Below are 19,232 nucleotides of genomic sequence, written 5' to 3' on the forward strand. Positions count from 1 at the left end.
ATTGAGGAAAAAACATGTCACATATTGAAAATCTGGGTCTAGTACCTATGGTTGTAGAACAGAGTGGCCGCGGTGAACGTGCGTACGACATCTACTCACGCCTGCTCAAAGAACGTATTATATTTATGGTTGGTCCGGTTACCGATGAAACCGCCAATCTGGTTGTAGCTCAGTTATTATTTCTGGAAAGTGAGAATCCCGATAAGGATATTTCTCTTTACATTAACTCTCCGGGCGGATCCGTTACTGCTGGTATGTCAATCTTTGATACCATGAATTTCATCAAACCTGACGTTGCGACATTATGTCTGGGACAAGCTGCAAGTATGGGAGCCTTCCTCTTGTCGGCAGGAGCCAAAGGTAAAAGATTTGCACTGCCGAACAGTCGGGTAATGATTCATCAACCACTAATCAGTGGCGGATTGGGTGGTCAGGCTTCAGACATAGAAATCCATGCACGTGAATTACTCAAACTAAAAAAACAATTAAACGAGCACCTAGCTCGCCACACCGGACAAAAACTGGCTCAAATTGAAAAAGACACCGATCGCGATAATTTTATGTCGGCTGAGGAAGCAAAAAAATATGGCCTAATTGATGAAGTATTAACTCACAGGCCAAAGTAAAAAGCTTAGCTAGTTAGATTCAATTAATCTAAAAAAATCGAAACCGCTTATTCAGGTTTCGATTTTTTTGCAACCATTATCGCAAGAACAAAAATTAAGTAGCAACTTGTCCCACTAGTGTTTACGCTGATTACTGATACCCATCAACATTGCTAAAATAACCATTACTGACAAAGTAGCTGTCCCACCATAGCTCACTAGCGGTAAAGGCACTCCAACTACTGGTAAAATACCACTAACCATGCCCATATTTACAAATGCATAGCAAAACAGAGTCATGGTTAAAGCACCAGCTAAAGTTCGGCAATACAAAGTCGGTGACTTAAACGTAATATATAATCCTCGCACAAGAATAAATGTATACACACTTACCAGCAAAATATTCCCAATCAGGCCAAATTCCTCACCAAACACCGCAAAAATAAAGTCTGTTGTTGATTCAGGGATATAATCTAAATGAGTTTGTGAACCTTCTAGCCAGCCTTTACCCCATATACCCCCAGAACCAATTGCAGTCATTGATTGCAGAATATGATATCCGGCACCGAGACGGTCTTTGGTGGGATCAAGCAAAGTTAACACCCGCATGCGTTGATAATCATGCATTCCATAATTCCAGATTAAAGGCAGCATAGCCAAGAAACCAATAATTGCTGAAATAATAACTTTCCATGGTAAGCCAGCAAAAAATATCACAAACAAGCCAGAAGCCATGATTAATGTAGCTGTACCCAAATCCGGCTGTTTTAAAATCAGCGATACAGGAATAAAAATTAGCACAAAAGCAATAGTATAATGATACCAGCGAATGTTACTTTCATGTTTCTGGAAGTACCATGCCAAAAGCATTGGAACTGCAATTTTCATAATTTCTGAAGGCTGAATACGGGCTATACCAATATTTAGCCAACGGGTTGAACCATTTACAGTAATTCCGACAAAATGTACACCAACCAGTAGCAATATACCTAAACAATATGACGGTAAAGCAAAATTACTTAAAATCTGCGGTGGAGTACGGGCAATTACCCACAACAAAATAAAACTAAGAATAGTATGCAGAGTTTTATTTTCTAGTTGGCCAAAATCCTGCCCATCGGCAGAATATAGTAGAAATAGACTCATTACATAAATGATTAACATGGCATAAAATAACCATACATCCATTGGCGCCCACAGTTTGTACCACAGGCGTTTGAACCATTGTTTTTCATTAATCATTATTTATCTCGCAAGCCAAACTGGGAACGATAGGCGCGCAATAACGGAGGCAAAGCAGCTTGATTATGTTCATCATGCAACTGAGCATCCATCATGGCATTATTGGATAAATCATTTACAGGTAGATCTGATACATTGGTTGCTTGACTAGCGCTAGGCAGATTTTTTAATTTCAACAGATAAAAATCAGCCAATTGCCGAGCAAGTGGTGCAGCTGTAGCGCCCCAGCCATTGTTTTCGAGAATAACAGCAATAGCAATTTGTGGCTTATCAGCCGGTGCGAAAGCGATAAACCAAGCATGATCCCTTAACTGCATTTTGAGCGCAGCAGCATTATAACGGGCACCCTGTTTAATTTGCACAACCTGTGCTGTACCGGTTTTACCACCCATGGTATAGCTCAGACCTGAACCGATAGCCGCGGCAGTACCGCCCGGTTTTAAAACTTTTTGCATTGCGTCCTTAACATACTCAAAATTACTACGCTTAAATGGCACTGTTCGAACTGGCTGCGGGTCAATTAAGGTCATTTTTTGAGAATTATGGTCGAGTAAAGCTTGTACCAGATGAGGACGATAAACTATGCCATCATTGCTCAAAATTGCTGTAGCAAAAGCTATCTGTAAAGGAGTGTAGGCATTATAGCCCTGTCCAATAGCCATACTGACACTGTCCGCCGGCTGCCATACCCGCGCCTGAGGCTTATTACGTGCAAATCTTTTTTCTTTCCATGCTCGTGTGGGTAATACTCCTGCATATTCATGAGTAATATCGATACCGGTCTGTTTACCCAGATTAAACTGAGCTAAATAAGGCGACATACGATCCACACCCATTTCATAACCCAGACGGTAAAAAAATGTATCCGATGAAACTTGAATGGCCTTGCTTAGATTGGCCGAACCATGTCCGCTACGAGCTGCATCGCGAAACTGATGAGTGGAGCCGGGAATACTCCAGACACCTGGCGCGGGCAGAACTGTATTTTGACCAAGCTTGCCGCTTTCGAGCGCAGCCATCGCCAAAAATGGTTTAAAAGTCGAACCGGGCGGATACATCCCCTGAGTAGCACGATTCAATAAGGGATGACGCCAGTCTTCATTCAGGCTTTTCCAGGTATCCGTATCAATCCCATCAATAAACAGATTTGGGTTATAACTTGGTTTAGACACCATGGCCAGTATTGCACCCGTTTGCGGGTTAATAGCTACCAGAGCGCCCCGTTTATTACTCATCAGGCGATCTGCTTCTTTCTGTACACGGATATCTAGCCCTAAGCGAAGTGTTTGCCCAGGAATTGCCGGAACTGTTTTAATTGTACGGACAATATGCCCCTGAGCATCCTTTTCAACTTCACGATAGCCGGGAACGCCATGCAGTTGACGTTCATAATATTCTTCCAGTCCCATTTTGCCGATATGCGTGCTACCACGATATAGCGAAGTTAGATTAGCCTTATCAAGAGCAGTCATATCACGGTCACTGATACGACCGATATATCCCACTATGTGTGCCAATAATTCCCCATACGGGTAATCTCGAAATGTTCGTGCATTAATCTCCACACCCGGAAAATGATACAGTTCAGCGGCGAGCCGACTGGCTTCCTCCATAGTCAACTTGAGCTTTAAGGGGACTTTGTCATAGGAACGATAGTCAGCACGAAATTTTTTAAAACGTTTCAGATCACCAGGTGTAATGTCAACATATTCGCGCAATGCATTAATTGTGTCTTCAAGCTTGCCAGGTACTTGATTTGGTGTAATTTCTAACGAATAAGCTGGGTAATTGTGTGCCAGTACCACCCCATTAACGTCAACTATTTCACCGCGTATAGGGGGAGTAGGTATCAGCGAAATGCGATTATTGGTAGCAGCAATAACATAGTCGTCATATTTAATTACCTGCAGATACACAAAGCGTGCAATTAGCATGCAGAAACAGACGATAATTAATATAAAAGCAACCGCAATCCTCAATCCTAAATCACCATAATGTGCAGGTTTGGATGGGCGTTTTTTTTTGGTTCGGAATTGCAGTGCTTTCATAGACGTCTGGAGTAGGCGAGATAAAGCATGAATTTAGATAAAAGAGGCCAGAGCAGAGCACTGATAAATGGAGAAACAAACAGATTCCAACCAGTGAACTGATGAGTAGAGAAGAAGTGTACAATCACTAAAATCAATGTCATCAGCATTAGGCAGCCAAAAATAGTCAGAGCCTGAAGTCCATAGGAATAACCAAGTATCTGATGCCGGTTTTGCTCAACCAGATACACTGCTGCCATTATACCAAGCGCATGTTGGCCAAAGGGAGTCCCCAAGCCAACATCCATGATCAGACCAAGTATAAAAGCCATACCGATACCAATGTATTTCGGCCGGTGCATACTCCAGTACAGAGTCATCATAGCAGTGCAGGCTGGCAACCAGCCATCCAGCGGTTGAGGAAAAGGAATCAGGTCGAGAAATAAAGCAGTCACCAGACTCAAAACAATAAGCCGTTTTCGGGTATGACGGTGCAGGCTGTCAACTTCATTCATGATTGGCAGAGGATCGGTTAGTAACTGCTACATCAGCAGAATAATGAGCAGTCTGCCCATGTTTTTGTGGAATAACCAGAACAAAATTACTATTGTGCAACTGCGCAATAGGTTCAACCTGTGCACGATAATAAGGCGAACCATTCCCACTTTGTGCTTGTTTTACAATAGCAATAGGTATTCCAGCTGGATAAATACTATCCATTCCTGAAGTAACCAGTAAATCGTTACGCAACAGACTTGCATTGGCCGGGAAATAGCGCAGATCCAGACTGCCTGAACGACCATAAACCAATGTCCGTACTCCTGTTCGCATTACCATCGCCGGAATAACGGTATTGCTACTGGTTATCAACGTTACTTCAGAACTTAATGGCTGAACAGATGTAATTTGACCAACCAGGCCATGTTCATCACTCACTGCGTCGCCTTGGCGAATCTGATGATGGCTGCCTTTATCAATAACAAAGCGGTCAGCCAGTGGATTGGAATCATTAGAAATAATCTGTGCCACCTGTGCCTGCGGCAGTGCTGCTTTCTGAAGCTGAGTCAGATGATCTAAACTAACCACAGATTTTAACTGTACTTCCATCTGGCTGATCTGCAATTTTAGCTGCGCATTCTGAGTCTTTAACATTTTGTTTTCATTACTCAGATGTTGCTGGCTCTCAAAAAAAACCATGCCATTAGAAACAGCATTAACTGGTTGCAGTGCCAGCCATTGCAAAGGATATAAGGCCGTACCGATATAATTGCGGCTAATTTTAACCACATCATAACGATTATCAAGCAACAGCAATGCTACCGCAACCAGTGACAAAACAACAAGTTTACTGGTACTGCGCAGGCCATTGTGAACAAAATTAAGTGAAGGCTCTGCCATTATTAATTACGTTAAACAAACATTACAGCGTTTAAGGATTAGATACAAATACAGAATTCATTTTACCAATCATATCCAGTGCATGACCAGAACCACGAGCAACACATGTCAGAGGATCCTCTGCAATCATAACTGGCAGGCCGGTTTCTTCTGAAAGCAGGCGATCCAAACCTTTCAACAATGCACCACCACCAGTTAGCACCAGACCACGGTCAGCGATATCAGCACCCAGTTCAGGAGGCGTCTGTTCCAGCGCATTTTTAACAGCCTGCACAATCTGATTTAATGGTTCAGTCAGCGCCTCCAGCACCTCATTCGAACTAATTGTAAAAGCACGGGGAATACCCTCAGCCAGATTACGGCCTTTAACTTCAATTTCCTTAACTTCCATGCCGGGGAAAGCAGAACCAATATTCTTCTTGATTTCTTCAGCAGTTGATTCACCAATCAACATACCATAATTGCGACGTACATAGTTGATGATTGCATCATCAAATGCATCTCCACCTACACGGATAGAGTGAGAATAAACCACGCCAGACAGGGAAATCACGCCAACTTCAGTTGTGCCTCCACCAATATCAACCACCATCGAACCCGTTGGTTCTTCAATAGGTAAACCTGCGCCAATGGCAGCGGCCATTGGTTCTTCAATCAGGTTAACAATTGACGCTCCAGCAGCCAGTGCCGAGTCACGAATGGCCTTGCGTTCAACTTGAGTAGAACCGCAGGGTACACAGATAACAATACGCGGTGCAGTAAAACGACTATTATTTACTTTTTTGATAAACTGCTTAAGCATTTTTTCAGTGACATTAAAGTCAGCAATTACACCGTCTTTCATCGGCCGGATTGCCTGAATACTGCCCGGAGTACGTCCTAGCATTTTTTTTGCTGCCGTACCTACAGCCAACATGCCGTTTTTGGCATTTATGGTATCGTTTTGCACAGCCACAACCGATGGCTCATTCAGCACGATTCCTTTGTTTTTAATAAAAATCAAAGTATTAGCTGTACCAAGATCAATAGCAAGATCATTGGATAAATATTTGGTAAAGAAGCGAAACATGAGACTGTCCTAATGAACTTTAAAATTATAAGTATGGCAAAAGCTATTGTGCGACACATTAACTAAAGCAAATCAATGCGCCAAAGAATAGGGTTTTCGGTTATAATCGACACTATGTAATAACCGAATCAGAACGCGCAATGATACCGCAGTTTGCCCGTTTTGCTAAATCAAATTTAAGGATTTTTTGATGGCTTTAACATTAAGTGATGTAGATAAGCTTGCACGCCTCTCTCGCTTGAGGCTTTCAGAAACAGAGCGAAATAACATGTTGGCAGAACTTAATCATGTATTCGATCTGGTCGAAAAAATGCAGGAAGTCAACACAGACGGGATTGAGCCGATGGCACACCCGCATGAACTGGCACTACGCTTACGCGATGACAGCGTTACTGAAAAAGATGAACACTACGCATTACAATCCTGCGCTCCTCTGGTAGACAAGGATATGTATCTCGTACCCAAAGTTATTGAATAGGTACATATTTCACCACAGCAATCTTAATTTTATTTCGTTTGAATTTATTGCAGGCAACCTCAAGTAAGTGTTACCTGAAAGCTATAAAACCATTATGCCAAAAAATTATACATTAAAACAGTGCAGTGATTTACTGCAATCAAAACAGGCATCGGCCATCGAATTGGCGCAGGAATATCTGGCTGTAATTGAAGAGGACAATGCCGGCCTGAATGCCTATGTAACATTGGATAAAGAACGCACCCTTGCAGAAGCCAGAGCTGCTGATGTACTTTTGGAACAAGGTTCAGCTACAGCATTAACAGGAGTGCCCATAGCTTATAAGGATATCTTCTGCCAGCAGGGTTGGCGCAGTGCCTGTTCAAGCAAAATGCTCGATAATTTTATTGCCCCCTATACGGCTACTGTAGTGCAGAATTTACTTGATGCAGGTATGGTTACTCTTGGACGAACCAATATGGATGAATTTGCCATGGGTTCGACTACTGAATCATCTCACTATGGCATCACCCGTAATCCATGGCAGCATGAACACGTGCCAGGCGGTTCCTCTGGTGGTTCAGCTGCAGTTATTGCTGCACGTCTTGCACCGGCTGCACTCGGTTCCGATACCGGTGGTTCCATCCGTCAGCCAGCTTCACACTGCGGTATCACTGGTCTGAAGCCAACTTATGGTGTAGTTAGTCGTTTTGGTATGATAGCTTATGCCTCCAGCTTTGATCAGGCCGGGCCAATGGCACAGACAGCTGAAGACTGCGCACTATTACTCAATAGTATGGCTGGTTTTGATGAACGTGATTCCACGAGTATTGAGCGCGATAAAGAAGACTATACCCGGGATTTAAACCATCCGTTACACGGTCTGAAAGTAGGATTGCCACGTGAATTTTTTGGTGAAGGGCTAGATAATCAGGTACATACATCTATCAATAATGTTATAGAAGTACTAAAAAAACAGGGTGCTGAAATTATAGATGTTACTTTGCCACATACCGAATTATCCATTCCCGCCTATTATGTCCTTGCTTCAGCTGAAGCAAGTACCAATCTATCACGCTATGATGGTGTCCGCTATGGCCACCGTGCGGCAAAATTTAGCAATCTGGAAGAAATGTACAGTAACAGTCGTGCAGAAGGATTTGGCGATGAGGTAAAACGCCGAATCATGATAGGTACTTACGTTCTGTCACATGGTTACTATGATGCCTATTATCTGAAAGCACAAAAATTACGTCGGATAGTAGCAAATGACTTTCAGGCTGCACTAAAACAGTGCGATATTATCCTAGCACCAGTTGCACCTACTGCAGCACCTGCATTAGCAAGCCATAATAGTGATCCAGTGCAAATGTATCTATCTGATATCTACACGGTTTCACTTAATTTGGCTGGCCTGCCTGGCATAGCATTACCAGCAGGTTTTACTACTGATGGACTGCCAGTAGGCGTTCAGCTCATTGGTAACTATTTCGCAGAAAGCCGTCTGCTTGGTATTGCGCATCAGATTCAGCAACATAGTGACTGGCATACCAGAACACCATTTGCACAATAACTGCCAGTATACGAATTGAAAGAAGATAGAATGAATTGGGAAACTGTAATCGGTCTGGAAATCCACGTTCAGTTAAATACACATTCAAAAATTTTTAGTGGTTCATCAACTGCATTTGGTGCAGCTCCTAATGCTCAGGCCAATGTCGTGGATTGTGCCTTGCCCGGTGCCTTACCAGTAATGAATCGTGAGGTGGTTAATAAAGCCATAAAACTTGGGCTGGCATTAGGTGCCACAATAAACCGGAAAAATATTTTTGACCGTAAAAACTACTTTTATCCAGATTTGCCCAAAGGGTATCAAATCAGCCAGCTGGATTTACCTATTGTAGAGCACGGCCAGCTGGAGATTGTAGTAGGTGATGTAGTAAAAACCATTAACGTTACCAGAGCACACATGGAAGAAGATGCCGGAAAATCTATCCATGATGAATTTGAACACTATACTGGTATCGACTTAAACCGTGCTGGTACACCCTTACTGGAGGTAGTATCCGAACCGGAAATGCGTTCAGCAGCTGAGGCTGTTGCATACGCCAGAGCCATGCATAGCCTAGTAACATGGCTGGATATTTGTGACGGCAATATGGCTGAAGGGTCTTTCCGTATTGATGCCAATGTTTCGGTACGACCAAAAGGGCAGGCTGAATTCGGTACTCGTTGTGAAATTAAAAATCTGAATTCATTCCGATTTTTGGAACAGGCGATTAATTATGAAGTTGAGCGTCAAGTTGAACTGATTGAGGATGGCGGCAAAGTTATCCAGCAAACACGCCTCTTTGATCCAAATAAAGGTGAAACTCGTGCCATGCGCAGCAAAGAAGACGCACATGATTACCGGTACTTTCCTGACCCTGATTTACTGCCAGTGATGATTACGGATGTTATGCTGGATGCAGCCAAAGCAGCAATGCCGGAACTACCAAAAGAAATGGCTTCCCGATTTATCGAACAGTATGGTATTTCTGACTATGATGCGCGTTTACTCACTAGTAATCATATACAGGCCAACTGGTTTGAACAGGCAGCGAAACTAAGTGGGCACGGCAAGCTGGTAGCCAACTGGATGCTGGGAGAACTTGCCGCCGCACTAAATAAAGCAGGTATAGATATCTCAGCTAGTCCGATCAGTGTTGAACGTCTGGCCAACTTAGTAAGCCGGATTGCAGATAACACCTTAAGTAACAAACTGGCTAAACAGGTATTTGAAACCATGTGGGATAGTGATCTTACTGCAGATGCTATTATTGAACGTGATGGTCTGAAACAGATGACAGACACTGGGGAAATTGAGAAAATCATTAATGAAGTACTCGCCAATAACCAGAAATCTGTAGAAGAATTCAAATCGGGTAAGGAAAAAGCATTTAATGCATTAGTTGGACAAGTCATGAAAGCCTCACGTGGTAAAGCCAATCCACAACAGGTTCAGTCTTTACTGCGCAGCAAACTTGCATAGGTATTATAAGGATTAAACATGAAAAAATGGCTGGTACTGGCTATCTTATTCGGATTAACTAGCTGTGGCTTCCATCTCAAGGGCACTTCTGCATTTGACACGCCCATGCCTTATCATAGCTGGAAAGTTGATGGTGGCAGCATGCAACGGGAACTGGAAGCAGTATTGCGGAGACAACCTGATGTTGTCGTAGATACCGAGAAACCAGATGTGATAGTTAAAGTCATTTCTGCTACTCAGGATTCGTCTACATCAGCAATGGATTTATCCGGAGGAACCAGCGAATACTTGCTGTCACTAAACGTTAGTGTACAGGTCTATCGCCATGATCAACCACTAGGAAATCCTATACAAGTAACTGTAAATCGCTATATGGATTATTCTGATCATGAAGTATTGGCCAAAGAAGATGAACAGCGCATGATCTGGCGTGATATGCGTACTGATGCTGCCGAACAAATAGTACGCCGCTTGGCTTTTCTGCCTGTAATAACTGACGAATGAGTGACTTATCCATCCAGCCTTTGGCCGCGGCTTATCTGATTTATGGTGAAGAAGATTTGCTGCGGCTAGAAGCGATAGACAAAATCCGTGAAGCTGCGCGCGAACAGCACTATAACGATCGAGAAGTTATTGTTATCGAAACAGGCTTCGACTGGACATCCTTATTGGCTTCGGTACAGTCCGTAGGTCTGTTTGCTGATAAAAAATTACTAGAAATACATATACCTTCTGGCAAACCTAGTAAAGAGGGTGCTACAGTACTACATCAGCTAGCAGAACAATTGCCTGAAAGTACCTGCCTGCTTCTGGTATTACCCAAACTGGAACGCCTGCAAACTCAGAGTAAATGGTTTGCAAGTTGGGTCAAAGTTGCTCAAGTATTGGACGCAAAAGCTGTCAGTCAGACAGCTTTACCACAATGGATAAAGAAGCGACTGGCTGAACAGAAATTAGCTATCGAAAATGATGCACTGGCATTATTTGCAGAAAAAGTAGAAGGCAATCTTTTAGCAGCACGGCAGGAAATTGATAAACTGGCGCTAATCCATCCGGCTGGTCATGTAGTTACCTTAACTGAAGCGCAAGCAGCAGTAGCCAATGTAGCACGTTTCGATGTTTTTCAGCTGTCTACAGCATGGATGAGCGGTAATTCCATGCGTATATTGCGTCTGCTTGATGGTCTAGCAGCAGAAGGCAATGAACCAGTATTATTATTGTGGGTTATCAGCGAGGACATCCGTACCCTGTTACGCTTACTCGCTGCATTAAAACAGGGTAAATCCATCAATGAATTACGCCAAAGTCTGCGCTTATGGGGTGACAGGCAAACACAAGCACCGCAGGCAGCAAGACGCATCGGAGTAAAACGTTTACTAAGTGCCTTACAGACATGCGCGCGCATAGACCGGCAGATTAAAGGCGTAGAAGACGGCGATGCATGGACAGAAATCAAGCACTTATTTTTGTCTCTGGCAGCTTGAACTGCAAGCAGACAACTTCATCATATAAGCTATTAATGTGACGAAAATGAAAACAGTTGAAAAAAGCGTTTTAGTGCTACATAGTGCCGAACACATATTCGATTTGGTCAACACAGTAGAAGATTATCCAAAATTTTTACCTTGGTGTAATCGCACGGATATCTTAAAACGGGATGAACAATCTCTGGAAGCCGTTTTGCATATGGATTATATGAAAATACGCCAATCCTTTGCTACCAGAAATATCAATCAAAGACCCACTCAAATCCAAATGAGTTTACTCAATGGTCCTTTTCGTAAACTGGAAGGTCTCTGGCGATTTACTCCTATCGATAATCTTGGCTGTAAAATTGATTTCCGTCTGGAGTATGAATTTTCAAATGCTGTGCTTTCAACATTGATTGGACCAGTGTTCAACCACATTGCCACTACACTAGTAGATGCTTTCATTCAAGAAGCTGACAGGCGCTATGATGACTAAGCTAGACATCATTGTAGAGGCAGTTTATGCGACTGCTGAAAAACAGTATCTCTGGCAGGGAAAAATCCCTGCTGGAACCTGTGCACGCCAAGCATTATTGCAATCAGAATTGCCTCAACATTTTCCGCAAACTGATTTTCATACAGCACCTATAGGTATATTTGGCAAAAAAGTTAAAGATGAATATGTGCTGTGCAATTGGGATCGCATCGAAGTTTATCGACCATTACTTATTGATCCTAAAGAAAACCGGCGGCGAAGGGCGCAACAGAAAGACTAGTTTCTTTCTTTTAAACTCATTCAGCTTATTACATACACTGAGGATGATATATGTCTCATATCCGGCTCATAGTTGGTCTGGGTAATCCGGGCACAGAATATGAACATACACGACATAACGTAGGTTTCGACTTTATCGACGAACTGGCCAAATTATGGAAAACCAGCTTAAAAGCAGAAAAGAAATTTTTTGGACAAGTAGCGCGGGTTAATCTGGCTGAAGGTGAAATCTGGTTGCTCAAGCCAACAACATACATGAATAAATCAGGCACTGCAGTACAGGCGCTGGCTAAATTTTACAAAATATCACCCGAAGAAATATTAATTATACATGATGAGCTGGATATTCCCTGTGGACAGGTAAGATTTAAAAAAGGTGGAAGTAATGGTGGCCATAATGGTTTGAAAGATATTCAGGCCTGGTTAAGTACGCCAGATTTTTATCGGCTGCGATTAGGAATCGGCCATCCTGGACACCGAAACCTAGTTGTCCATTATGTACTGCATAAGCCTCAAGCACATGAACAGGCATTAATAACAGAAGCCATGCAAAAGTCTGTGGCTATCATGCCCTTGCTGCTAAAAGGTGAATATAGCAGTGTACAGCAGCAATTGCATAGCAAATAAATATGAAAGATCATGTTATGAAATATCGTGATTTACGTGAATTCATTAGCGTTCTTGAGCAGCGACAACAATTAAAACGAATTCACGTACCGGTATCTCCACATTTGGAGATAACCGAAATTGCTGACCGGGTATTACACAAGCAAGGACCGGCATTACTATTTGAGCAGCCTGTCAGTAAAACTGGAAAACCATATTGCTTTCCAGTTTTAGCTAATCTGTTTGGCACCCCTGAACGTGTAGCAATGGGTATGGGTGCAGATAGTACCAGCCAGTTACGGGAGATAGGCCAAACACTGGCTTACCTGAAAGAACCGGAGCCACCCAAAGGTATCAAAGATGCATTTTCCAAACTGCCATTACTCAAAGATTTATGGAGCATGGCGCCCCATATAGTAAAAAAGGCGCCGTGTCATGAAATTATTATTGAAGGTGATGCTGTTGATTTAACACAGTTACCTATTCAGAAATGCTGGCCAGAAGATGCAGCGCCACTAATTACGTGGGGATTGACCGTTACACGCGGACCGGAGAAAAAACGCCAAAATCTGGGTATTTACCGACAGCAATTACTGGGTAAAAATAAACTCATTATGCGCTGGCTGGCTCATCGTGGTGGCGCACTGGATTTTCAGACATTTAAACAGAAATACCCCAACAAACCTTACCCAGTATCGGTAGTACTGGGGTGTGATCCAGCAACTATACTGGGGGCAGTTACCCCTGTGCCAGATAGTCTGAGTGAATATCAGTTTGCCGGCTTATTACGTGGCGCACGTACCGAACTGGTTAAATGTATTGGCAATGATTTGCATGTTCCGGCCAGAGCAGAAATCGTACTGGAAGGAGTTATCAAACCTGAAGAAATTGCGCTTGAAGGTCCGTATGGTGATCATACCGGTTATTATAATGAGCAGGATTATTTTCCTGTATTCACAGTAGAACGCATTACCATGCGTGAAAACGCTATCTACCACAGTACCTATACTGGTAAGCCACCAGATGAACCAGCAATATTGGGAGTAGCATTAAACGAAGTATTTATTCCACTGCTGCAAAAACAATTTCCTGAAATTGTTGATTTTTATCTGCCACCAGAAGGATGCTCCTATCGCATGGCTATTGTGAGTATGAAAAAACAATATGCAGGCCATGCAAAAAGAATAATGATGGGTTGTTGGAGCTATCTGCGTCAATTCATGTATACCAAATACATCATTGTTGTAGATGATGATATCGATATACGGGATTGGAAAGAAGTTATCTGGGCTATTACCACCCGTATGGATCCAGTTCGAGATACAACCTTAATCGACCATACCCCAATTGATTATCTGGATTTTGCCAGCCCTATTAGCGGGCTTGGCGGCAAAATGGGACTGGATGCAACTAACAAATGGTTGGGAGAAACAAGCCGCGAGTGGGGTAAAGTAATCCACAAAGATGCAGCAACCATAGCCAAAGTTGATGCCTTATGGCAAGATTTAGGTTTATAAATTCATTTAGGCAATATGCAGCTTTCAGTTTTTCAGATTAATAACCCACATACGGTACACACATGAATAGCAAATATATTAATCATGTCTATACCTTATGCCTGAATCTATGCATACTCTGCATGCTAAATGCATGTCAAAGCCTACCTTCACTGCAAGAGCGCAGTATCGAAATACACATAGCTGCCGATGTTCCTTCTTCCTTAGCTTACTCCAACGCTTCTTTGGTTGCACAGCATCCGGGATTATCTGGCCTTTATCCGTTAGACGATGGCCATGAAGCATTTGCGGCACGGATGGCTCTGATTCGCGCCGCAGAACATAGCTTAGACGTACAGTATTACATCTGGCGCAATGACACATCCGGTCAGCTACTTTTTCATGAGCTTGTTTTAGCCGCTCAGCGTGGTGTACACGTACGTTTACTACTGGACGATAACAATACCGTTGGTTTGGATAAAGTATTAACTGCCCTTAACCAAGAACCTAATATCGAAATACGTTTATTCAATCCCTTTATGCACCGCCACTGGAGAGCACTAAGTTACATAACAGATTTTGCCCGTTTAAACCGGCGCATGCACAATAAATCAATTACAGCAGATAATCAGGTAACGATACTCGGTGGACGTAATATCGGTGATGAATATTTTGATATGGGCAAAGGCACACTTTTTGTTGATCTGGATATTCTTACCATAGGGTCTATCGTCAATCAGGTGTCCGATAATTTTGATCGCTACTGGAACAGCGCTTCAGCCTATAATTTCAGTAGCATCGTTCATCGTCGAAACAAACTACAGGCTAGTATGCCAGTATTTAAGCGTCGCAGTTTCAACCATTTGCGAGCAGATAGCTACGGTAATGCCTATAATCGTGACAACTTCATCAACCACTTACTGGATGGTTCTCTCAATTACCAGTGGGCACATCTGATTCTCGTAAGCGACAATCCGAACAAAGCTTTGCCTAAAAATAAATCAAATACTAACCAGCCAGCCGATAGTCTTTTAGTTGCACCAGATACAGCCCAATTACCAGTAATAAAATATGAAAAGGCGAGTTTAACCCTGAATGCACTTGCTGCTTCTGTTGTAGAACCACAAAAAGATTTACTAATTATCACACCATATTTTGTACCAACACAAACAGGATTAGAATATTTATATAAACTCAGAGAAGAAGGAGTAAAAATACGTATCCTCACCAATTCTCTGGCTGCAACAGATGTACCTGCCGTACATTCTGGTTATGTGCACTATCGCACTCCCTTATTAAAAGAGGGTGTTGAAATTTATGAGCTTAAAAATCAAGGATTCTTAAAAGGGCCTCGCGATCGGGCTTTTACCGGTAATTCTGAGTCAAGCCTGCATGCAAAAACCTTTACCATAGACGGACAGCAACTTTACATTGGTTCCCTTAATTTTGACCCGCGTTCAGCCCGACTAAATACAGAAATGGGTGTAGTTATCCAATCACCCGAGATGGCACAATTTATGAATCAGGCCATCAATGAAGCATTGCCAGATGTTACCTATCAGGTAAAACTTTCAGCACAAGGTAAACTCGAATGGTTGAAAACTAACGACAAAAATCAAACCAAGGTTTATCATCATGAACCAGACACCAACCTCTGGCAGCGCATATGGGTTAAAGTGCTCTCGTGGCTACCTTTGGAAAGCTTACTTTAAAACAGTAAGCGAACTGCTTCTATCACAAAATCATACCACCTTAAAAGGTACAGCTAATGCTGCTATTCATTGATAATTACGATAGTTTCACCTACAACATAGTACAATACCTTGGCCAGTTAGGCGAAGAGATAACCGTTAAAAACAATGATGAAATTACCTTGGAAGATATAACTGTTCTGGCACCAGAAAGCATTGTAATCGGTCCCGGTCCTTGCACCCCCAAAGAAGCAGGTATCTCAGTAGCCACCATTAACCATTTTGGTGGCAAAATACCTATTTTAGGAATTTGTCTGGGGCATCAGAGTATTGGGTATGCTTTCAGTGGCAATATAGTACGCGCTAAAAATGTTATGCATGGTAAAATTTCTCCTGTTTACCATCATAATAACTCTCTGTTCTCCAACTTACCTAATCCCGTAAATTGTACCAGATACCATAGTCTGGTTATCGAAAAAGAAACATTACCTGAGTGTCTCGAAATTACCGCATGGACTGATGATAATGAAATCATGGGAATCAGACACAAAGCTCTGCCCATTGAAGGAGTTCAGTTTCATCCTGAAGGATTACTCACCGAAAACGGCTACAAGATGTTGCATAATTTTCTGCAACAATACCAAAAGTGAGAGCAGTAATAAAGCCGTTTAACATACTAGTTACTTTTAGAAAGAATCAATATGATTACGCCGCAGCAGGCACTTAACCGTCTTCTGGACAACAACGAATTATTCTATGATGAAATGACTGATTTAATGCGCCAGATAATGAATGGAGAAGTGGCGCCGGAAGTAATTGCCGCCATTCTTATCGGTTTGCGTATCAAAGTAGAAAGTGTATCGGAAATTGCAGCAGCAGCTACAGTAATGCGCGAGTTTTCAACAAAAGTTCCGGTGCTGAAGCGTGAACATCTGGTTGATATTGTTGGCACCGGTGGTGACAATGCACATACATTTAATATCTCCACTACCAGCATGTTTGTGGTGGCCGCTGCGGGAGCCAAAGTAGCAAAACATGGCGGACGTTCAGTATCTTCATCCAGTGGTTCCGCTGACATAATTGAGGCGATGGGCGCAGCACTTGAACTAACTCCAGAACAAGTAGGCAAGTGTATTGATGAATTAGGAGTTGGATTCATGTACGCACCAAATCACCACAACAGCATGCGCTACGTAGCTCCAGTACGCAGAGCATTAGGTGTACGTACTGTATTTAATATACTTGGACCACTCACCAATCCGGCAGTAGCTTCCAATCAGGTATTAGGTGTATTTCATATCGATTTAGTAGGAATTTTATCACGGGTATTAAAACAGCTTGGAAGCAAACATGTTTTAGTAGTACATGGCAGTGACGGTCTGGATGAAATTACGCTCACTGGTACAACCCGTGTTGCTGAACTAAAAAATGGTACCATAATGGAATATGATATTCATCCAGCACAATTTGATATGCCTGTTATTGATGATTTGAAACCCATAAAAGTCGCCAACAGTGAAGAATCGCTACATATTATGAATGCTGTATTAGGAGGTGAAAAGGGTCCTTGCCGCAATATAGTTATACTTAATGCAGCGGCAGCAATTTACGCTGCAGACATTGCATCTTCATTGGAAGAGGGTGTAGATTTAGCCATAAAAGCCATTGATTCAGGCAAGGCTAAAGCCAAACAGACCGAATTTATCCAGAAAACACAACAATTTGCTATGCAATAAAATATTTTAAGCCAAAGAATTGGTACTTACAATTAATCTAGATAGGCCAGATTAATTGGAACTCTCCATTACAGCCACTAATCGTTTACAATAATGGCTATAACCTGTCACTAAACACATTATTATCATGCTAGACATTCAATTACTCCGTCAAGATATCACCAATATTGCTCAGAGATTACAGACCCGTGGTTACAGCTTGGATATCACCGCCTTTTCCCAGTTGGAACAACAACGCAAACAATTGCAAATGCGCACAGAAGAATTACAAGCTAAACGTAATAACCTGTCCAAACAGATTGGCGCGTTAAAAGGGCAGGGCAAACATGATGAAGCCAACGAAGTAATGGCTGAAGTTGCCCGGATTAAAACAGAGCTTGAACATACCGACCAAAATTACCAGAGCATACAGAATCAGATTGACAGCTTAGTTCTCACCATTCCCAATTTGCCACATAGCGATGCTCCCATAGGTAAAGATGAAAATGACAACGTTGAAATCCGTCGCGTAGGTACACCACGGCATTTCGATTTTCAAGCCAAAGATCATGTCGATTTGGGTGAACCACTGGGATTAGACTTCAAAACTGCATCAGAACTGTCTGGTGCTCGGTTTGCATTAATGCGAGGCCCAATAGCACGATTACATCGGGCATTGGCTCAATTTATGCTTGATACCCATACACAACAACATGGCTATACAGAGTATTACACCCCGTATATTGTTAATCCAGAAATCCTAGTCGGTACAGGGCAATTACCAAAATTTGCCGCAGATATGTATAAAGTGAACTGCGGAGAAGAAAATACACAAGAACAGTATCTGATATCAACCGCAGAAATCACACTCACCAATACCGTACGTGAACGTATCCTCAGCAAAGATGAATTGCCAAAAAAATTAACTGCACATTCACCATGCTTTCGCTCCGAAGCCGGTTCATATGGTAAAGATACACGTGGACTGATACGGCAGCACCAGTTTGATAAAGTAGAAATGGTACAGATTCAGCGTCCAGAACATTCATATGAGGCACTGGAAGAAATGGTTGGCCATGCAGAGAAAATTCTTCAATTGCTGGAATTACCCTATCGCGTAATCGTATTATGTACAGGTGATATGGGATTCAGTGCGGCCAAAACTTATGATCTGGAAGTATGGATACCAGCACAAAATACCTATCGCGAAATTTCAAGCTGTTCAAACTGTGAAGATTTTCAGGCACGCCGCATGCAGGCACGCTTCAAAGACAGCGATGGTAAAAACCAGCTGGTACATACATTAAATGGTTCTGGTTTGGCAGTTGGCAGAGCATTGGTTGCAGTATTGGAAAATCATCAGAACGAGGATGGAAGCATCAACATTCCTGCAGCTTTACAGCCTTATCTGGGTGGACAAAGCATATTACGAGCATAAAATGTGCTCCAGAACATAAAAATTGAACTTTAATAAATCTTTAAAAGGCAGAGAAGGGCAATTTATCTAAATCACAGTAATAGATATTGCCCTTCAATGTAAAGACGCGTACAATCACAGCTATTAAAGTTGGGTCGTTAGCTCAGTTGGCAGAGCAGTGGACTCTTAATCCATTTGTCCAGGGTTCGATCCCCTGACGACCCACCACTGATT

19 protein-coding genes and 1 tRNA gene are annotated in these 19,232 nt (G+C 42.4%); 15 read left to right on the forward strand and 5 right to left on the reverse strand.

The features are described from left to right. Window positions 1-14: 14 nt before the first annotated feature. Window positions 15-626, forward strand: coding sequence for an ATP-dependent Clp endopeptidase proteolytic subunit ClpP (gene clpP / locus BHC51_RS02645; RefSeq protein WP_100089530.1), 612 nt, complete (start codon window positions 15-17; stop codon window positions 624-626). 114 nt (window positions 627-740) lie between these two features. Here the strand turns inward: clpP and rodA are convergent, their stop codons facing one another. From rodA to BHC51_RS02670, 5 genes are read right to left on the reverse strand one after another with little or no spacing between them, the layout of a single operon-like run. After that, on the reverse strand, window positions 741-1,847 hold the full coding sequence (gene rodA, locus BHC51_RS02650; protein WP_100099437.1) for a rod shape-determining protein RodA: 1,107 nt from the start codon (window positions 1,845-1,847) through the stop codon (window positions 741-743). Then, complete coding sequence (gene mrdA, locus BHC51_RS02655) at window positions 1,847-3,895, reverse strand: penicillin-binding protein 2 (protein WP_100099438.1); 2,049 nt, start codon at window positions 3,893-3,895, stop codon at window positions 1,847-1,849. Before mrdA ends, rodA begins: the two co-directional genes overlap by 1 nt. After that, a complete protein-coding gene (mreD, locus tag BHC51_RS02660) occupies window positions 3,892-4,389 on the reverse strand; it encodes a rod shape-determining protein MreD (protein ID WP_100153239.1) in 498 nt (165 codons plus the stop codon). The genes mrdA and mreD overlap by 4 nt, the downstream gene beginning before the upstream one ends. Then, entirely contained in the window at window positions 4,382-5,272 is an 891-nt protein-coding gene (gene mreC, locus BHC51_RS02665) for a rod shape-determining protein MreC (RefSeq protein WP_100135334.1), read from the reverse strand. Before mreC ends, mreD begins: the two co-directional genes overlap by 8 nt. Window positions 5,273-5,303: 31 nt before the next feature. After that, complete coding sequence (locus BHC51_RS02670; protein ID WP_037405504.1) at window positions 5,304-6,341, reverse strand: rod shape-determining protein; 1,038 nt, start codon at window positions 6,339-6,341, stop codon at window positions 5,304-5,306. 190 nt (window positions 6,342-6,531) lie between these two features. On the opposite strand from BHC51_RS02670, the gene gatC reads away from it, so the two are divergent. From gatC to BHC51_RS02740, 14 genes are all read left to right on the forward strand, one after another. After that, entirely contained in the window at window positions 6,532-6,819 is a 288-nt protein-coding gene (gene gatC, locus BHC51_RS02675; RefSeq protein ID WP_100153240.1) for an Asp-tRNA(Asn)/Glu-tRNA(Gln) amidotransferase subunit GatC, read from the forward strand. Between the two features lie 94 nt (window positions 6,820-6,913). After that, the gene (gene gatA / locus BHC51_RS02680) at window positions 6,914-8,371 is read left to right on the forward strand and encodes an Asp-tRNA(Asn)/Glu-tRNA(Gln) amidotransferase subunit GatA (RefSeq protein WP_100153274.1); all 1,458 of its coding nucleotides are present in this window, start codon (window positions 6,914-6,916) and stop codon (window positions 8,369-8,371) included. A 15-nt stretch (window positions 8,372-8,386) separates the two neighbouring features. Beyond that, on the forward strand, window positions 8,387-9,829 hold the full coding sequence (gene gatB, locus BHC51_RS02685) for an Asp-tRNA(Asn)/Glu-tRNA(Gln) amidotransferase subunit GatB (protein ID WP_257384757.1): 1,443 nt from the start codon (window positions 8,387-8,389) through the stop codon (window positions 9,827-9,829). Window positions 9,830-9,847: 18 nt separating this feature from the next. Beyond that, window positions 9,848-10,333: an LPS-assembly lipoprotein LptE gene (locus BHC51_RS02690; RefSeq protein ID WP_100153241.1), complete on the forward strand. Its 486-nt coding sequence runs from the start codon at window positions 9,848-9,850 to the stop codon at window positions 10,331-10,333. Further along, a complete protein-coding gene (gene holA, locus BHC51_RS02695) occupies window positions 10,330-11,313 on the forward strand; it encodes a DNA polymerase III subunit delta (RefSeq protein WP_100153242.1) in 984 nt (327 codons plus the stop codon). Before BHC51_RS02690 ends, holA begins: the two co-directional genes overlap by 4 nt. A gap of 46 nt (window positions 11,314-11,359) precedes the next feature. After that, a complete protein-coding gene (locus tag BHC51_RS02700; RefSeq protein ID WP_100099445.1) occupies window positions 11,360-11,794 on the forward strand; it encodes a type II toxin-antitoxin system RatA family toxin in 435 nt (144 codons plus the stop codon). After that, window positions 11,787-12,074, forward strand: coding sequence for an RnfH family protein (locus BHC51_RS02705; RefSeq protein ID WP_100153243.1), 288 nt, complete (start codon window positions 11,787-11,789; stop codon window positions 12,072-12,074). Before BHC51_RS02700 ends, BHC51_RS02705 begins: the two co-directional genes overlap by 8 nt. Window positions 12,075-12,124: 50 nt before the next feature. Next, entirely contained in the window at window positions 12,125-12,700 is a 576-nt protein-coding gene (gene pth / locus BHC51_RS02710; protein ID WP_100153244.1) for an aminoacyl-tRNA hydrolase, read from the forward strand. A 17-nt stretch (window positions 12,701-12,717) separates the two neighbouring features. Then, window positions 12,718-14,196: a 4-hydroxy-3-polyprenylbenzoate decarboxylase gene (gene ubiD, locus BHC51_RS02715; RefSeq protein ID WP_100099448.1), complete on the forward strand. Its 1,479-nt coding sequence runs from the start codon at window positions 12,718-12,720 to the stop codon at window positions 14,194-14,196. Between the two features lie 62 nt (window positions 14,197-14,258). Then, a complete protein-coding gene (locus BHC51_RS02720) occupies window positions 14,259-15,887 on the forward strand; it encodes a phospholipase D family protein (RefSeq protein ID WP_100153245.1) in 1,629 nt (542 codons plus the stop codon). A 56-nt stretch (window positions 15,888-15,943) separates the two neighbouring features. After that, the gene (locus tag BHC51_RS02725) at window positions 15,944-16,516 is read left to right on the forward strand and encodes an aminodeoxychorismate/anthranilate synthase component II (protein WP_100153246.1); all 573 of its coding nucleotides are present in this window, start codon (window positions 15,944-15,946) and stop codon (window positions 16,514-16,516) included. A 51-nt stretch (window positions 16,517-16,567) separates the two neighbouring features. After that, window positions 16,568-17,602 carry an anthranilate phosphoribosyltransferase gene (gene trpD, locus BHC51_RS02730; RefSeq protein ID WP_100123870.1) on the forward strand — a complete coding sequence of 345 codons (1,035 nt, stop codon included), beginning with the start codon at window positions 16,568-16,570 and terminating at the stop codon, window positions 17,600-17,602. Between the two features lie 127 nt (window positions 17,603-17,729). Next, complete coding sequence (gene serS, locus BHC51_RS02735) at window positions 17,730-19,019, forward strand: serine--tRNA ligase (RefSeq protein ID WP_100153247.1); 1,290 nt, start codon at window positions 17,730-17,732, stop codon at window positions 19,017-19,019. 131 nt (window positions 19,020-19,150) lie between these two features. Continuing rightward, window positions 19,151-19,226: transfer RNA gene (locus BHC51_RS02740), tRNA-Lys, on the forward strand. Window positions 19,227-19,232: the final 6 nt, after the last annotated feature.

The sequence above is a fragment of the Snodgrassella alvi genome, assembly GCF_002777745.1.
Classification (GTDB): Bacteria; Pseudomonadota; Gammaproteobacteria; order Burkholderiales; family Neisseriaceae; genus Snodgrassella; species Snodgrassella alvi_D.